The following is a 16023-nucleotide window of genomic DNA, read 5'->3' as shown; positions in this document are numbered from 1 at the left end:
GGACAACCCTCCCTCTCTCTATGCTAGAGGATTCGGGGAAAAGTTTCAACTAAAAAAAATCGAACTTTTATTGAAAAGCAGCTAAGGCATCCGCAAAGGCTTTAGCATAAGGAGGTAGATCTGGCGGTCTTCGACTTGAAACCAAATGACCATCAACGACAACCGGTTCATTAATCCATGTAGCGCCGGCGTTTTCCATATCATCCTTAATTCCAGGGGTGCTTGTGACTTTTCTTCCCTGAAGAATTTTAGCAGAAATAAGGACCCATCCTGCATGGCAGATCTGACCTATAGGCTTTTTTTGCTCATCCATGTACTTAACCATCTCAAGCACTTCCGTATAGCGACGCAGCTTGTCCGGAGCCCAACCCCCTGGCACCAAGATCCCATCAAAATCAGATGGTGTAATGTCGCCAAATGCGTATTCAGCCACCGCAGGAACGCCATATTTGCCCTTATAGGTTTCGTTCGCCTTTGGTCCAACGAGGTGCACGGCGGCCCCTTCTTCCTGTAGACGCAGTACAGGGTACCAAAGCTCCAAGTCTTCAAATTCATGATCCACGAGGGCAATGATTTTCTTACCAGTGAGTCTCAAATAAGTAACCTCCTTGGGGGATATATTATTCAAGGGTTATTATACCATTCATATTTGTTATAATAAAAAAAACTTCTATCGAGCCAGACTGCCTTTAGAGGAAGTTTTTCCCCTGCGGGGACAACAAATGCTTCTGAACAGGATGATCATCGACGTAGCTCAGAAGCATTAGAGGTTGTTATGCAGAATAAGGAGGAAGAGAGGGGGAAGGAAAAATGAAGCCTTTAAATATTTCTGCCGATACGGCTGTAAAGCTCGCTGAAAAGCTGAAGGTTCCTTTAGAGGAGCTGATGCATATGCCACAACACATTCTGATGAAGAAGCTCATGGAGCTTAGTCAAGAAGAAACTAAGCAAAAAGAAGAATAGACTTGCGCCTCCTACGTAAGTCTATTTATGTAGGATTTTCATGGATCTAATGAAATGATCCAAACCTGTCATAGTCGTAATCCCTCGTTTTTCTAGTCGCTCTAAGAACTTGATAAACAGTGCTGCCGTCATCTTTGCATCATCCAAAGCATGATGACGCCGGAGGAGCGGGATATGATGAAGGTCGAGCAAGTAGTCAAGGTCGTGGGAGCTCTGTAGCGGGTTTAAATAGTAGGAAAGAGATAGGGTATCAATGATTGGGTTTTGTAGCTTGGTTTTTACATGTTTCTTTAGTTGGAGATTAATAAAATTCAGGTCAAAATCGGCACAATGTGCCACAATATAGTGACCCTCAATAAACTGTAAAAATTGATAAAGCACGACAAGGGCAGGGGGAGCTTCTTTGAGCTCCTCCTCCTTGACTTGGGTTAACTCTCTTACTATAGGAGGAATGGATCTGTACGGATTAATCCATTCATGAAAAACCTGATGTTCTTGGATTTCTCCATTTTTTATCAAAATAGCGCCAATGGAAATGAGTTCATCGCCGGCATAAGGGTAAAACCCTGTAGTCTCCGTATCAAAAACGACAAAGGTAGATTCCTTCAGAGGTAAAGACGGGTTGTGAAAAGTGGTCTTTGACCGTTCTAGCCATTCGGATACGCCGAGTAAAAGCTCAGGGCTATAAGTGACCTTGGTTTTCGTATCAAAGAGAATATAGCTAATCCATTTTTTAAAGCTTGTTATCATAGGTGAGCTCCTCCTACATGAAAACGTCGTGCAATCAGTTGTTGGACCCACTTGGCTGTCGATAGCGCTCTTTTTAATTTGATGTAATCCGGTTTGCTTAGGGATCTGACACTAATATAGTTGCTAAGTGGTTTATTGTTGGCAAGCTGACACAGGTTTTCGTTTATGCGGAAGACCATCAATGTATTGAATGCTTGTTCAATTTCTTCGGCTTCTTCTTTTGTAAAGACCGCTCTAACCTGTAATGCCTTTAGGCGCTCCAGAGTAGAAACCGCCGTGATACCTTCGCTTAAACTCAAAATACGCATGGCATTTACAATGTGCATGACTGCACCATGCTTTAAATTGACGGAATCTGGCTGGTTGTTTCTTTTCTCCGTAATGATTCTCCCAAAAGCTCCTAAGGGGACATGATACTCGGAATCATCTTCCGCTAAACGGTGGAGTAGGAAGGGGTTCCGCTTACTGATTAGATACGTTCGGATCTGATCTGCTAACGCTGTGTTTCCAAAGACTCCGCGAAAATCCAAGAAAATGGTGTAGTTTCGAAGCTCATCTCCTTCTAAGTATGTATACCATTGGTCGATTTCTTTTTTCCAGTCCGTTAAACTATGGCACCACCTTGGATTTGTTGCCATGACATTGCCGCTGCAACGCGGAAAACCACAACGTTCGAGTCCATCTACTACTTTTTCTGCCAAATGAGTGAAGTAGGTAAGCACACCTGCTTGTTCTTGCGGATCCACATCTTGATAAATGACGGCATTATCTTGATCCGTACTCAGTGTTTGTTCTTTGCGCCCTTCGCTTCCCATGGTCAGCCAACAGTACTCCACAGGGGCAGGGCCGATGCCTTCCGTTATGAGTTGTTGTTCGGCGAGGAAGATAATCCGACGGAGCAATCGGTCATTTAATTCCGTGATTAACGTGCACATCTCATCGGCCGAAGCGTTTTCCTTGACCATGGACTCTAAAATATGATGAATATGCCCTTTCTTTTCTGCTAATCCAGCAATGGAGGTCTGTGATTCAATTTGGTCCACAACGGAGAGAACCTCGTTGCCTTTCGCTTGGGCTAAATTCCTCATGGATATCATGCCTTCCACACGTCCATCTGCAGCGGTAACGGGAATATGCTTCACATTGTGCTTAACCATCATGAGCATGGCTTCATAAAAGTAGGCATCCGGCGGAAGCGTCAATAGCGTGGAGGTCATGAGTTCTCTGGCTTGAATCTTCATCAATTGCGTTGGATGGGTAACCATCGCGCGAATCATATCTTTTTGCGTGACAATCCCTAGAGGGAAATTTTGATCATTCACAATCACAAGGGATGAAATCTGTTGATCGTTCATCACCTGTGCCAGACTCAAAATAGGATCGGTAGGTGCGGCGGTGATCACAGGCACGGACATGATTTCACCGATTTTTTTACGATAGGGATATGGATCTAATCCATGTGCGTGGTAAGAGGTGTCTTCTTGAATTCTTTGATACAGATTATCCAGTCTCTGACTAACCATTCGAATCATCTTTTCCGAGAAGGCTAAATTCTCTCGAAGCATAAGCGAAAAAAAATCATGGGGGATACGGAGGAGCAGCAAATCACTCATGCCTTGAACAGAAAATTGCGTTTTTCGATGCGTGATAGCTGATATGATCCCGATAAAATCCCCGGGATGGTAAAAGAGTACAGCCACCTCTTCACCATGATCATTGATAAAGGTATTTTTGGCAACGCCCTCCATTAAAAGGAAAATGTCATCGTTCGTTTGTTGTTCATGAATGACAAAATGATGTTTCTGTAGGTGTTGCAATTCGCTGTTATCCAATAAAAACTCTAATTGTTCCTGTTGCAATACCTGAAATATGGGATGTTTTTTAAGAAATTGTTGTTGATCCACTCGCTCCAACGCTTGATCCCCCTATGTTTTACCTAAAAACATGAAAGCCCATCAGGAGATGAAGCTCCCTCAGCAATTCGGGCTGTTCACGAGTTGGGTCCGTTTCATTCCAATCCACAGTGCCATCCTGATGATAAACCCCTGTGTAAAAACGACCATGACTATTAAAAGAGAAGCTCCAGGCTTTTCGGAAATAGTCTTTTCCTTTGGTTTCTTTGAATTGAAAATGGTTAATCATACGGTTTTCTCCCCTTATTTTCTCATCTTCTCGCTATCCTTGAAAAGTGAAAGATTTATGTCCATTGTATCGAAAAAATTCCTCTTTTTCATGTTAAAAAAATCCTTCAGGAACAAAATAAAAAAGATGTTTTAAAGGGAGGAGAGTGGCTATTATTTTTTTGGCTAGAAAAAGGGGAATGGTGCTGGTTTTGGTGATGATGGTGCTTCTCAGTTTTCCTTACTATCCTGCTGAAGCTTCAACTGGCATGGTCTCTATACGCAATGTGTTTGAATCCATGGGAGCACAGGTGGAGTGGATTCCTGAAGGACAAGTGATCCGTATCCAAAGGGGTAAGAATCAAATTCAGCTTGCCGTAGGCTCGCGTATTGCATATAAGAATGGGCAGAAAATAACCATGGATCAGTCGGTGCGCTTAAATGGGACAACCCATGTAGCCGAAATGTCAACTCGCCATGTGTATGAGCTCGCTAAAACCGATGACCTGGAAAGACACTACCGAGTGCAGGCCAACGACACCCTATGGAGGATCTCGACACGTTATGGGGTGACGATCGACCAACTGATGGAGTGGAATGGTTTAATGACACCCGTGATCTATCCTGGCCAGCATCTACACATATCGGACCCGTATTACACTGTTCAGCAAGGGGACACGCTTAGTAAAATTGCGTCTTCTAATGAATCCACGGTAGTCGAAATCAAAAGAGCGAACGGATTAGCCGGCGATATGCTTCAACCAGGGCAAAGGTTGTTTATTCCGCCACAAGCTTCAATTAAACCGCCAGACCTGTTCAAGGAAGGAATTTTTCCTCTTGTAGACGGAACTTACCAGTCGTACAGAAATGACTATGGGGATCCTCGATCCTTTAGTACCACAGGCAACACCAGAAGTCATGAAGGGGTCGATATCTTTGCTAAGCAGTGGATCCCAATATTTGCTGTTGATAATGGACGAGTGATACGTAAAGGCTGGAATTACTATGGAGGCTGGAGACTTACGATAGAATCCAATAATGGAATTGCGTTTTATTACGCCCATATGACCGGGTATGCAGAAGGGACCAATATTGGAACTCAAATCAGAAAAGGCCAGCTCATTGGTTTTGTCGGATCGACCGGATACGGAGAAGAAGGTACCAGAGCGAAGTTCGAACCACATTTACATTTAGGAATGTATGATACGAAAAGCCAGCCGTGGAAACCGATGAATCCATATTGGTATTTGAGATGGTGGGAGTTTCAATAATAAGTGGGAGGATAAAATCCTCCCGTTTTTAGTTCTTTTAAATAGGGTTACAAAATATCAGTTTTGTTACTGTATTGTTAGAAAAGCAATAGAGATGTGATCGTTTTAGATTTAATCGATAAATTTCTCAATTCGATTTTTGATCTGGTTTGAATCTAAATTAATAATTTCTCAGTCTTAATTTTGATTGATTCGACCTGAATTTATATTTCGCGGTTCTTACTTATTTTGTATCATCGTTTATGCCAATTTGAACCACATTGAGTTCATGTTACATGGATAATTCCGTTTTAGCTGCTTATCGTGATTTTATCCTTCTTGTTCGATATCTTGAACTTTATCTTGAACTGTAACTCTTTTAGTTTCTCAGTCAGTTAGGATATTTTTTTATTTACGGAAGCGCTTTCTCTCAATTACTATTTCGAGTTCCTAATGCTGTCCAAATCAGGCCGGTATTCGGCCTTGAACAAACGTTCTTATCTAAATGCTGTCCGAATCAGGCCCGTATTCGGACCCGATCCTACGTTGTTATCCTGCTGCTGTCCCAATACTAGCCTAGAAATGTTCTAACACAATCTTACCAATGGTTCTGCCTTCTTCTAACTGTGCATGGGCCCTTCGTACATTTGCTGCATTGATGGGAGTTATCACTTCGTTGAGTGTTGTAATAATTTTATTCGAATCAATCATATCCGAGATCCGGTTTAGTATGTGATGTTGTTCAATCATGTCCGGTGTTTGAAACATAGCACGAGTGAACATAAGTTCCCATACAAAAGTAACGCTCTTGTTGAATAATGGGAAAAGGTTTAGTTTCTCATCGGTTTCAAAGATGGAACATATTTTACCTTGTGGTTTAATAGCTTGGGCCATGTTATCCCAATGCTTATCTGTTTGGTTAAGACATAAAATATAGTCCACGCCATCCATTGCTAGCTGCTTTAATTGAGGAACAAAAGGTTCATAATGATTGATGACGTGATCCGCTCCTCGTTCCCTCACCCACATCTCTGATTCTTTCCGAGATGCGGTACCAATGACCGTTAACCCGGCCCACTTGGCTAACTGAACCGCAATCGAACCGACGCCCCCGGCGGCGCCAATTATCAAGAGGGTTTTACCGGCATGGCCTTCTTTGGGGATCCCTAACCGGTCAAAAAGAGCCTCCCAAGCCGTAAGTGCCGTAAGAGGCAATGCTGCGGCTTCAGCAAAACTTAGTTTTCTCGGCTTATGCCCCACAATTCGTTCATCAACCAGGTGGTATTCACTGTTTGCTCCAGGGCGGGTAATACTGCCAGCATAAAAAACCTCATCCCCCTTTTTAAAAAGAGAACAATCAGGTCCCACTTCTTCTACCACACCGGCAACGTCCCATCCTAGGATTCTTGGGGTCGTCTCCACCTTATCTTTGGGCTTTCTAACCTTGGTATCGACTGGATTAACCGAAATGGCATGTACCTTAACTAGTAGATCACGTCCGCTAACACTTGGCTTCTCCACTTCGACATTAATTAAGCTTTCTGGATCTGAAATCGGAAGATAACGAAACAGTCCTACCGCTTTCATGGTGGTCATCATAAACACTCCTTTGCCTTTTGGTTTCTTGTGAACATACGTTCTCTCACTCTGCTAAAATCATGTGAATTCCGCTCATCTTTCAAGTAAATAACGAACTTCATGCCCAAACTCCTATGTAATAAAACCAGCCTATCCAAGGACTTCCCTTTGGACAGGCCTTCTTACCTTTAATGGAACTTAGCAATACGGTTAAGATCGTGACGGTGGTGAGGATAGCCCTCTGCTGCTTTTTTTCCAATAGGAACCATAGCGGCTAACTTCACGTGTTCGGCTAACCCTAAAAGCTCCTTTACCTTAATCGGATCAAACCCCAGCATGGGGACGGTAGAATAACCGAAACCTTCTGCGGTAAGCAACAAAAATCCAAGCGCAATGTTGGTTTGTGCCAATGCCCATTGAGCTCTCTCTTCTACGGTCATAGAACCAAATAAAGCCGCCAGGTTCGCAACTTCCTCTTGCTTTCGTTCTTCCGTTAAGCCTGGATGAACGGTTTCCATCAGGTTTGCCAGTACGTCTTCCATATCGCTCGCCACTACAATAACGGCTGGTGCTGATGTTACTTGTTGTTGACCATAAGCCGCCTCTTGCAGTTTTTCTTTAAGAACGGTGTCTGTAATTACATGAAATCGCCAGGGCTGCAAATTCCAAGCACTAGGTGCGAGACTCACAAGCTTCAGGATTTCTTGTAATTCCTCTCTAGGCATGGTTTCTTGAATAAATTTACGAATACTATGTCTCGATTTAATGGCTTCTTGTACCGTCATTGTTTGCTCGAGTACTTGCATAAAGGTCCCCCACCTTCATTTAAGATTTGCACAACCTGTATTAGTTTGCACGGGGAAGATGATTTACAGCCATTTTTCCTGCAGTAGACGGAAACCCTTAATGAAGGAATTTATCACAAATTCTAAAGAGACTCTGTTAAAACCTTATAGAGGTCAACAACAGACCTCATTGCGTACACTTTGTGGATCGGCGTCTTATCTTGCATGGAAATAAGACAGGGCACACTTTCTATTCTCCACTCTTCTGCCAGCTGTGGAACTAGGTTGATATTCATCTTATATAATGGCACATCAGGCAGCATCTCCATCACCACTTCAAGCATCTTTTCTCCTACCTTACAGGTGCCGCATAAAGGGGTATAGAGATAAAGGTATGTCAAGGACTCAAAGCTCCCTTTCTCCCATTCTGTTATCGATAATTCCTGAATCATCTTGATCCTCCTTGTTTATCCCCTGTCCTCTTTGGTCGAAAATAGAAAATAGATATGAGGGCGTGAACATGAATGAGTCAGTTCCAAACACGCCCCCTGATTATGATTCTGGAGGCCAAGTTTTGAGATTACTCCCCCGAAAGTGGTTAATTGCATTTATTCATTTAAAAAATCGTTTTTTTATTCCTTTTGTATTATTCTATATTTTCACATCTTCTTATATCGCATTGCAACTCGAGCCACAGACATTCAAAAATTACCTTAATTCGGTCTGGTGGGTAATGACAACGTTGACAACGGTAGGGTTTGGAGATTTTTCACCAGCTACTCCTGTAGGAAAGCTATTTGGGATCTTTCTTTATATTACTGGAATTGGGATTATCGGTGTCGTAATCGGGAAGGTCCTAAACTCCGTCACCGCCATTCAAAAACTTCGAGAGGAAGGAAATATGCAATTTACTGGTAAAAATCATCTGATTATCATCGGCTGGAGCGTCAAATCTGAGCTGGCTATCCGAGAAATTCTCCGTTCTGAGCCTGCTGTAGAGATTGTTTTGATCGCGAATCTAGCTAAAGCTCCTCTTCTTAATGAGCGCATTCACTATATCCGTGGTCCAGCAACCGATGAGCAAACTTTGATGGCTGCAAACATCACCGAAGCAAAAGGGGTGATTGTTTTTGCTTCCTATGTCCAAAACGATGCTCATATTTCAGATCCTGTTCTTTTAGATGGGAAAACTTTATTAGTGGCTACCGCCGTTACAGCTATTGAGAAAAAATACAAGGTACACATCCATGTTACGGTTGAAGTGATCAGCAAGCATCATATTACTATGTTTAAGCATGTTCGGGTGGATGAGTTTATCCCTTCCTACGAGATGATTTCCAACGTGGCTGTTCGTTCGTTGTTTACCCATGGGGTAACGGATATATACACGGAGTTGATTCGAAGCAGGTATGGAGAAAATGAGACGATTTATGAAGTCAAAACCCGTACGCATTGGTACACCTATCGAGATGCTTTTCTAGAATTGTTAGAGGAAGGTGCGACGCTTATTGCTGATGGATCTGATCTTTATATTAACCAGAAGCTGTCTGAGCCTATCTCAAAAGGAGCCAAGCTGTATGTCATTTGCGACCAGCAAACCTATCAAAAGATCAAATGAAAAGGACAGCTTAACGTCTCAGCTGTCCTCTCTCTTTCCTATTTCTCGAAAAATTCCTTGTACAACGCTTGAACCGCCTTCACTTCATCTACACCTTTGACACCAAACATCATACTTACTTCAGAAGAACCCTGATTGATCATCTCAATATTAACTCCAGCACTTGCAAGCGCACTTGCTGCTCTTGCTGTCGTTCCCACATTGTGACGCATGCCTTCTCCCACGATCATGATCATAGCCAAGTCGTGTTGGACGACTACATTATCTGCAGAAAGCTCAGTATAGATGCGCTTTACGATCTCGGCCTCGGCTCCCTCATCAATCTGTTTCTGGCGCATAATGACGGAAATGTCATCAATTCCTGATGGCGTGTGCTCATAGGACAAACCATAGTCTTCTAGGATATGAAGGAGTTTACGACCAAAACCAATTTCTCGGTTCATTAAGTATTTGCTGACGTATACACTGCAGAAGCCTGCGTCGCTTGCAATCCCGCTCACCGGTCCGTTCTCAGGTTTGCGTTCTAGTACGATTCTTGTACCTGGTGCATCCGGATTATTCGTGTTCTTGATACACACAGGGATACCAGCACGGAAAGCCGGGATTAAGGCTTCATCGTGGAAAACAGAGAATCCAGCATAGGATAACTCACGCATCTCGCGATAAGTCAGGGTTTTGATTTCCTTTGGTTGGCTAACCATGTTCGGATTCGCAGAGAATACGGAATCTACATCCGTAAAGTTCTCATAAAGGGTCGCTTGCACACCCGCAGCAAGAATAGACCCCGTAATGTCAGAACCTCCGCGAGAGAAGGTGACGATCTTGCCTTCGAGTGAATAGCCAAAGAACCCAGGGAAAACCAGAATGCCCGAGCGATCTCTTAAGCTCTTCAGGTTATCGTAGGATTCAGGCAATACTTGAGCATTTCCTGGTTCATCGGTAACAAATAATCCGGCTTCCTTCGGATTCACGTAGTAAGCTTCATGTCCTTGACTGACAAAGTACTGAGCTACAAGCTTCGCGCAATTGTCTTCACCGCTGGCTTTAATGGCATCCATGTAACGATTAGCATCCGTACGGTCGGCATGGAGTATTTCTAAAAGATCCATGGAAATGCGGTCTACAATCTCTTCGGTTAATCCTAATTCCTGAGCAATCTCGCGATAGCGAGCAACTACTGCCTGGAATGCTTCATTCCCTTCGCCGTACTGCAAGAATTGCTCTGCACAATGAATAAGTAGATCCGTTACTTTTGTATCTTCCTTAGATCGTTTCCCCGGTGCGGAAACTACTACTACTTTTCTTTCAGGATCTGAAACAACAATTTGATACACTTTTTGAATCTGAGCGGCAGACGCTACAGATGTTCCGCCAAACTTTGCAACCTTCATGTTGATCCCCCAATTTGAATTTCTAAATAAACCTTATTATCTCTCTATTTTCTTTTCCTTGCAATCATTTTTCGACGTGTTAAAGTAAAAATACATTTTCCAATTGTAACCACCAGGGTATACTAGATGATAAATTTACTTGCTCGCGAAAGGAGGTCTTTTTCTATGGTACACGAAATCCCGGATCACCTTCGAGAGGATTTACTTCTGCTATTTGTAGGGTACAATCCAAGTATTCGATCGGGAGAAACAGGCCATCACTATGCGAACCCGCACAATCGCTTTTGGACTATTTTACATCGTTCAGGTCTTACCTCGCGAAAATACACCGCACAAGAGGACCAGGACTTACTGGACATAGGCTATGGCTTTACTAATATTGTTGCTCGACCCACCCGAACGGCTGCAGAGATTACCAAGGAAGAATATAAAGAGGGAAAACGACTGCTGCAAGAAAAGATCTCCTACTACAAACCTAAGATCGTTTGTTTTGTTGGAAAAGGAGTTTATGAGCAATATAGTAACAGACGAAATGTCACCTGGGGAATTCAGCATCCTACAGTTGTAGAGAATGTTATTGAATTTGTAGGTCCTTCCTCGAGTGGCTTGGTTAGGATGAGAATAGAAGATGTGATTGAAATCTATCGAGAGTTGGCCCATCTGGTCGTACAAAAAAACCGGAGTTGAGATCTGTACAAGGTCTCTTCTCCAGTTTCTGACGTCTAGGTATGGTGTTTATCTTCTGTTTTTTTCTTTTGTCGTCGAATCGCACACCAAATAAGAATCCCCAGAGGTAAATAAATGAGGACGATAAACGGGAGATAAGTGGCTAGTAGCACCATGAGATGTACAAAGAGATCGCCCACCCCGCCTAAAGACTGGACAAACCCTTCACGCGCCTGCAACCAAGGCTTATCCTCCACATAATTTACTGCTTTCACTTCTACCAGAGTAAGGTTGATAGTAGATAGACTCGCAAGATGATCTAAGACTCGATTTTTTCCTTGCAGGGTTTCGATTTCCCCGCGGATGCGAAACAATTCTTGCTGTATGCGCAAGATATCTTCCATCTTATCGGCTTTATCTAAAAGCTTTTGTACGGCTTCCTCCTGTAAGGACAGATTCTTGATGCGGGCTTCATTATCATAAAACTGTTCGGTGACATCTTCACCTTTTTGAGTTATCATGATCGACTTTCCAATCTTTTGCAGCTGCTCAATGATTGATGAATAATGGGCTTGTGGAACACGCAAGACAAACGAGGCTTCTCGCTCGTCTTCCCGATATTGGTGCATAGAGGATGACTGAATATACCCGCCGGAACGGTCAACGAGCTGCTGAACTAATTGTAAGGCTGGGTCAAGCTCGGTTACCTTCTGGCGAATATCGGCCTCTTTAATAATTTTTCTTTGAATTGCAGCAGAATCTGCTTTTTGGGCCTCTCCTTCAGAGTAGCCTGTTGGAGATACTTCAGGAGCTGATGAGTTCGAGGTGGCTTGATCGGCTGCGTGTTCAAGATAAGCCCCCTCTTTACTCTGCTGTTCGTTTCCACACCCTACGAGCAAGGTGACAATAAGTAGGATAAAGCAGATGGCCTTCCAGTTTCTGTTTATCATAATAACCTCCTTTTTATGTCTATATAGGTATGACGAGATTCAACGAGAAAAGGTTTTAAGTTTTCCAGCTTTTTTCTAATGAACCTTTTACCCGTGTTTGACATAATGAGAGCAAATCTTATAGAAACCAGGATTGAGGGTCAAATGCCAAACTTAGAATCTAATGTAAAACGCTGGGAGAACAAAAAGAAAAAAGCCCAATTGCAGACGATGGCTGCTGGGATGGTATTTATTGGCCTTCTTAGCGGTATTGTAGGCAATATGACGGCGATGTTTACTTTCTCTCCTTCCTTTCCACTGTTAAAACTCAGTATACTCGCAGTAGGGGTCCTTATCTTTCTGTTTGTTTCTTTATCCTCGTGGACAAACTATTCGTTTCTCTATCATTATTTTTCAAGCCAATGGGTGCATAAGAGTCGCCCTGATGAACTCCAGCTCTTGACAGGAACATTGGAATACATGGATCATGTACATATGCCATATGCGGGTGTTTTTAAACGCATACAGCTTCGATTGAAAAATGAAGAGGTTGTTACCCTGTATGTGAAGCCCACCATCATGAAAGGGATCAAAACATCAGAAACGGTAAGAGTGAGAAGCTATCATTTGTTTGTCGTCGATGTTTACCGTTAGAAATACGGAGGTTTCCTATGTATATCGATGCTCATCTCCATCTGGACCAATATCCCAGTAATCAGGTAGATTATTTGATCGACACTTGGAGGAACCAAGGGGTGCAACATGTATTAGCTGTATCCACGAACCTCCAGTCCTCGTATCAAACCCTTGAGCTCCGAGAAAGATATCCGGAATTTATCTTTGCTGCTGTAGGCTATCACCCTGAACTCCTTCTACCAACCGAGCAAGAACGAAGCGAGATCAGGAGTTTGATTTATCAAGAACGAGAGAAGATCGCGGCGATTGGTGAAATCGGGTTGCCGCATTATCGATTTCAAGGAAAGGAGCCGCCTGATCTTGCTCCTTTCCTTGAGGTTTTAGCCGAATTTGCAGACCTCGCTGTGACAAACCGTCTTCCCCTCCTTCTGCACGCGGTTCATGATAAGGCTGAATTAGCTCTGTCTTGTTTGCAGCAGTACGGAGTTAAGCAGGCTCACTTTCATTGGCTTAAAGCTCCTCTAGCCGTCGTTCACGGAATTATTCAGGCCGGCTATTGGGTATCGGTAACCCCCGAGGTTTGCTATCGTGCACGGGATCAGGAGTTAGTAAGCCATGTCCCCCTTTCCCAGTTGTTAATGGAGACAGATGGGCCCTGGCCGTATGAGGGCTCATTTAAGGGACGATTAACAAGTCCTATTTTCCTTAAAGAGGTTGCCGCTAAAGTCGCTCAGATCCATGGACAGACGCCAGAAGCTGTACTCCAAGCATGTCGGGATAATCTTGGTAGATTGCTTCAGCATACGTGATGATAGGGTCCCTGTAAAGGGACCCTAGTGTGTTTCAATGTATTCAAATAAAAAGGATTGTCCGTTGCGATAAAACCTCGGATCGTAGATCCCAAATTTTCCATCTTTCATCACCACAACCACAAAAGGTGCCCATTGATACAAGGTTCTTGCTCGAGCATTTTCTTCAAACAAACGGTCTAGGCTCACATCGGCTGTATCTAATACAACTTCTGGTCTAGGCTCGCTCCAGCTTGTAGCTTTGGATATTTCTACTTGTTGTTCCTTTTTTCCAATAATCTTAAAGTTCCAAGGAACAAATTCAGCAGATAAAGCTATCTGATCGTACTCGTCCTTCACCTGCTGATAAATAGTAAAGCCGTGTGCAGATTGTATGAAAAAATGCAAAGCGATAAGGAGCCCTACGCCCTTGAATACGGTATGGGTAGAGAACTTCCTTAATCTGCTTACAAGAAACCCGCCAAGAATAATCGCCCACACCACAAAGTCGATAATCGGAATAGTGCCAAAGGTCAGACGGACAGAAGAGAAGGGCTCCAGATAGCCAGTTCCCCAGGCATTAAAAATATCACTGGTATTATGTACAAATACAGCGAGTAAACCTGTGTAGAAAATTCGTTTGTCTTTGACCTTCCAGATAGCATAGCAAACAAGGGAGATGAGAAGCGCCCAAACCGGAACGAGAAAGATAGAATGGGTAATGCCTCGATGCCACATGAGATACATCCCTTCTTGATCCCACCATTGGGATACGACATCGATATCCGGTATCTGGCTCCCGGCAATGGCGGTAAAGAGTAGGGAACGACGGAGCGGCTTTGGCATGTCTTCCTTGTCGATAGCCTTATAAATCGTAATTCCAAAGAGAGTGTGTGTAATAGAGTCCATACTTCCCCCGTTAAACAATTGATATCCGTAATACTTTCCCCCATATCATACCATCTACACACATAACGATAAACCCCGTTACGCTCTCACTTAATAACGCCATTAACTAAGGGCTAGAAAATAAAAATAAAAAAAACCTGTTTAATAAATAAAAGGGTTAAAAGGTAAAGTTCTCCTCTTTTTTTCGTAACCAACTATCTCAGCAAAAATATTTCATAGCCTAAAAATTGCAGCAATTCGTGACTCGTCCTTTTTCAATAAAAAAGCGGTGAATGAATAATGAACTTTTGATCGAAGTTAATGTATGAAATATTTCGAAGTGTTAAAAATATCACACCTTGGATTGGTAATTTAAGTTAAAATCAAATTGTTCAATTGTGAATGGAAAAGTCAACATTGCTTTTGTAGGGTTGATGAAAATAGAAGTTAATTTTGGCGGTGTAATTCACTTGACATGGAGGGATTGATGTTGGACAAATTGTCAAATAAACGTCTAATTTATTCGTTTGTATCTGCAGTGAATTTGGGGTTGGAAGATCTCTTCATTAGGTATCTATACGAAGAGATAATAAAGCGGGAATTGCAAACGGAAGCTATCAATCAATTAAATACTTATGGACTAGATGGAGAAAAAATAATTTCTGAACTAAAACAAGTGTCTATTTCCTAAACCACAATCCTTGAATGTATCGTCAAAATTTTTCTCCGTGATAGTTACTATTGTCTGAAATAACACTGCCGCTACATAAAATTTAGTTAATAGGAGGCGCAATTTATGCAATGTACAGTAAAGAATTGGAAACGACTTAGCAAATCTCAACGTCTTCTTCTTCTTAATCTTGTTTATGAAATGCAAAATCAACGTAGACTACAGGCTAGTCAAAATCTTAAATAATCATTAAAGATATATATTAAAAGCCCTTGCGAGCATTTCAAAGGGCTTTTCATGTTTTACTTCGAGTTTTCTACCACTTATGCTCCCTCCGCCATGATTGTGTTCAAACTATCCCTTGGACCAGCCGCTAAACAAATGTTACCAAAGAAAAAAAGCACCCCCCGGGTGCTTTAGCATTGGTTTCAGGTATCTCTTAGAACTTGTTTTATAAACTGCTCTAGTTCACTAAGGCTAGTGAAGCCATAAAACGTAGAAAGATCTCTTTCGATCCCCATTTTTCTATGTAACGCCTTCTCCCCATCTATTCGGAATCCAAACTTCTCGATTAACCGTATTTCTTCTTCCGATAAAGACACCGTCTACTCTCCTTTGAGCTGAAGGATAAACCCTTCTTGCTCAGAATCTACGATAGAGTGCTCCTTTATTTGTCCCCAGCCTTGCTGCTGCTGAATTAACATCAAAATTTGTTCATCCTCCATAATCGATTCATTGCCATCTTTGTGTTCACAGGCGACCCACCAAGATTGAATCTCGTTTTTTTCACCGGCATAGCTTGTTTCTAAAACCGCATCTTCTATTTTAAACCCCGGCTCACTTGATTTAATAAAATCGAGAACCATTTTTTCAATTTGCTCTTGATTTAAACGCAAACTGGTTTTTGTACTCATTAGCTTATTCCTCCTCGAGGTATATATATCCATCTATATTGTACCCTCTTTACCCTAGAAAAAAAATAACCATCACA

Annotated in this window: 19 protein-coding genes; 7 read left to right on the top strand and 12 right to left on the bottom strand. The window is 42.5% G+C overall.

What is annotated here, in order from left to right; genetic code table 11:
- Positions 1–67: 67 nt before the first annotated feature.
- Positions 68–595: a type 1 glutamine amidotransferase domain-containing protein gene (locus tag EIZ58_RS14330; protein ID WP_134701474.1), complete on the bottom strand. Its 528-nt coding sequence runs from the start codon at positions 593–595 to the stop codon at positions 68–70.
- 215 nt (positions 596–810) lie between these two features.
- Between EIZ58_RS14330 and EIZ58_RS14325 the strand changes: the two genes are divergently transcribed.
- Complete coding sequence (locus tag EIZ58_RS14325) at positions 811–963, top strand: YycC family protein (RefSeq protein ID WP_134701473.1); 153 nt, start codon at positions 811–813, stop codon at positions 961–963.
- Positions 964–984: 21 nt separating this feature from the next.
- Here the strand turns inward: EIZ58_RS14325 and EIZ58_RS14320 are convergent, their stop codons facing one another.
- Genes EIZ58_RS14320 through EIZ58_RS14310 form a run of 3 tightly spaced genes read right to left on the bottom strand, consistent with a single transcriptional unit; the run spans position 985 to position 3855 of the window.
- On the bottom strand, positions 985–1713 hold the full coding sequence (locus EIZ58_RS14320; protein WP_134701472.1) for a 3'-5' exonuclease: 729 nt from the start codon (positions 1711–1713) through the stop codon (positions 985–987).
- Positions 1710–3617, bottom strand: a complete 1908-nt coding sequence (locus EIZ58_RS14315; RefSeq protein WP_240689123.1) for a DUF294 nucleotidyltransferase-like domain-containing protein — start codon at positions 3615–3617, stop codon at positions 1710–1712. Before EIZ58_RS14315 ends, EIZ58_RS14320 begins: the two co-directional genes overlap by 4 nt.
- Positions 3618–3645: 28 nt before the next feature.
- Positions 3646–3855 (bottom strand): DUF5342 family protein, encoded by a 210-nt coding sequence (locus EIZ58_RS14310; RefSeq protein WP_134701470.1) that lies wholly within the window; start codon positions 3853–3855, stop codon positions 3646–3648.
- A gap of 178 nt (positions 3856–4033) precedes the next feature.
- Here EIZ58_RS14310 and EIZ58_RS14305 point away from each other — a divergent pair, with 178 nt between their 5' ends.
- Entirely contained in the window at positions 4034–5104 is a 1071-nt protein-coding gene (locus EIZ58_RS14305) for a LysM peptidoglycan-binding domain-containing protein (protein WP_167577704.1), read from the top strand.
- Positions 5105–5659: 555 nt separating this feature from the next.
- Here EIZ58_RS14305 and EIZ58_RS14300 read toward each other — a convergent pair.
- From EIZ58_RS14300 to EIZ58_RS14290, 3 genes are all read right to left on the bottom strand, one after another.
- Positions 5660–6679: a zinc-binding alcohol dehydrogenase family protein gene (locus EIZ58_RS14300; protein ID WP_134701468.1), complete on the bottom strand. Its 1020-nt coding sequence runs from the start codon at positions 6677–6679 to the stop codon at positions 5660–5662.
- Positions 6680–6849: 170 nt separating this feature from the next.
- Complete coding sequence (locus tag EIZ58_RS14295) at positions 6850–7467, bottom strand: nitroreductase family protein (RefSeq protein ID WP_134701467.1); 618 nt, start codon at positions 7465–7467, stop codon at positions 6850–6852.
- Between the two features lie 122 nt (positions 7468–7589).
- Complete coding sequence (locus EIZ58_RS14290; protein WP_134701466.1) at positions 7590–7898, bottom strand: thioredoxin family protein; 309 nt, start codon at positions 7896–7898, stop codon at positions 7590–7592.
- Between the two features lie 68 nt (positions 7899–7966).
- Here EIZ58_RS14290 and EIZ58_RS14285 point away from each other — a divergent pair, with 68 nt between their 5' ends.
- Positions 7967–9064, top strand: coding sequence for a potassium channel family protein (locus EIZ58_RS14285; protein ID WP_134701465.1), 1098 nt, complete (start codon positions 7967–7969; stop codon positions 9062–9064).
- A gap of 38 nt (positions 9065–9102) precedes the next feature.
- Here EIZ58_RS14285 and EIZ58_RS14280 read toward each other — a convergent pair whose 3' ends face one another.
- Positions 9103–10455: an aspartate kinase gene (locus tag EIZ58_RS14280; protein WP_134701464.1), complete on the bottom strand. Its 1353-nt coding sequence runs from the start codon at positions 10453–10455 to the stop codon at positions 9103–9105.
- A 165-nt stretch (positions 10456–10620) separates the two neighbouring features.
- Here EIZ58_RS14280 and mug point away from each other — a divergent pair, with 165 nt between their 5' ends.
- Positions 10621–11142, top strand: a complete 522-nt coding sequence (gene mug / locus EIZ58_RS14275) for a G/U mismatch-specific DNA glycosylase (protein ID WP_134701463.1) — start codon at positions 10621–10623, stop codon at positions 11140–11142.
- Between the two features lie 35 nt (positions 11143–11177).
- Here mug and EIZ58_RS14270 read toward each other — a convergent pair whose 3' ends face one another.
- Positions 11178–12071 (bottom strand): DUF4349 domain-containing protein, encoded by an 894-nt coding sequence (locus tag EIZ58_RS14270; RefSeq protein WP_134701462.1) that lies wholly within the window; start codon positions 12069–12071, stop codon positions 11178–11180.
- A gap of 144 nt (positions 12072–12215) precedes the next feature.
- Between EIZ58_RS14270 and EIZ58_RS14265 the strand changes: the two genes are divergently transcribed.
- Together EIZ58_RS14265 and EIZ58_RS14260 are read left to right on the top strand one after the other, a co-directional pair.
- Positions 12216–12704 carry a hypothetical protein gene (locus EIZ58_RS14265; RefSeq protein ID WP_134701461.1) on the top strand — a complete coding sequence of 163 codons (489 nt, stop codon included), beginning with the start codon at positions 12216–12218 and terminating at the stop codon, positions 12702–12704.
- 17 nt (positions 12705–12721) lie between these two features.
- Complete coding sequence (locus EIZ58_RS14260; RefSeq protein WP_134701460.1) at positions 12722–13495, top strand: TatD family hydrolase; 774 nt, start codon at positions 12722–12724, stop codon at positions 13493–13495.
- Positions 13496–13519: 24 nt separating this feature from the next.
- On the opposite strand, the gene EIZ58_RS14255 is transcribed toward EIZ58_RS14260, so the two are convergent.
- Positions 13520–14383 carry a metal-dependent hydrolase gene (locus EIZ58_RS14255; protein WP_134701459.1) on the bottom strand — a complete coding sequence of 288 codons (864 nt, stop codon included), beginning with the start codon at positions 14381–14383 and terminating at the stop codon, positions 13520–13522.
- Positions 14384–14837: 454 nt separating this feature from the next.
- Here EIZ58_RS14255 and sda point away from each other — a divergent pair, with 454 nt between their 5' ends.
- Positions 14838–15053 (top strand): sporulation histidine kinase inhibitor Sda, encoded by a 216-nt coding sequence (sda, locus tag EIZ58_RS35160; protein ID WP_134701458.1) that lies wholly within the window; start codon positions 14838–14840, stop codon positions 15051–15053.
- A gap of 407 nt (positions 15054–15460) precedes the next feature.
- Here the strand turns inward: sda and EIZ58_RS33370 are convergent, their stop codons facing one another.
- Both EIZ58_RS33370 and EIZ58_RS14245 read right to left on the bottom strand, forming a co-directional pair.
- Complete coding sequence (locus EIZ58_RS33370) at positions 15461–15634, bottom strand: hypothetical protein (protein WP_167577701.1); 174 nt, start codon at positions 15632–15634, stop codon at positions 15461–15463.
- Between the two features lie 3 nt (positions 15635–15637).
- Entirely contained in the window at positions 15638–15946 is a 309-nt protein-coding gene (locus EIZ58_RS14245; RefSeq protein ID WP_134701457.1) for a hypothetical protein, read from the bottom strand.
- Positions 15947–16023: the final 77 nt, after the last annotated feature.

Source organism: Ammoniphilus sp. YIM 78166 (assembly GCF_004522215.1).
Classification (GTDB): domain Bacteria; phylum Bacillota; class Bacilli; order Aneurinibacillales; family RAOX-1; genus YIM-78166.
Note: the sequence above shows the minus strand (reverse complement) of the source record. Positions and strands in the feature narration are given on the sequence as shown.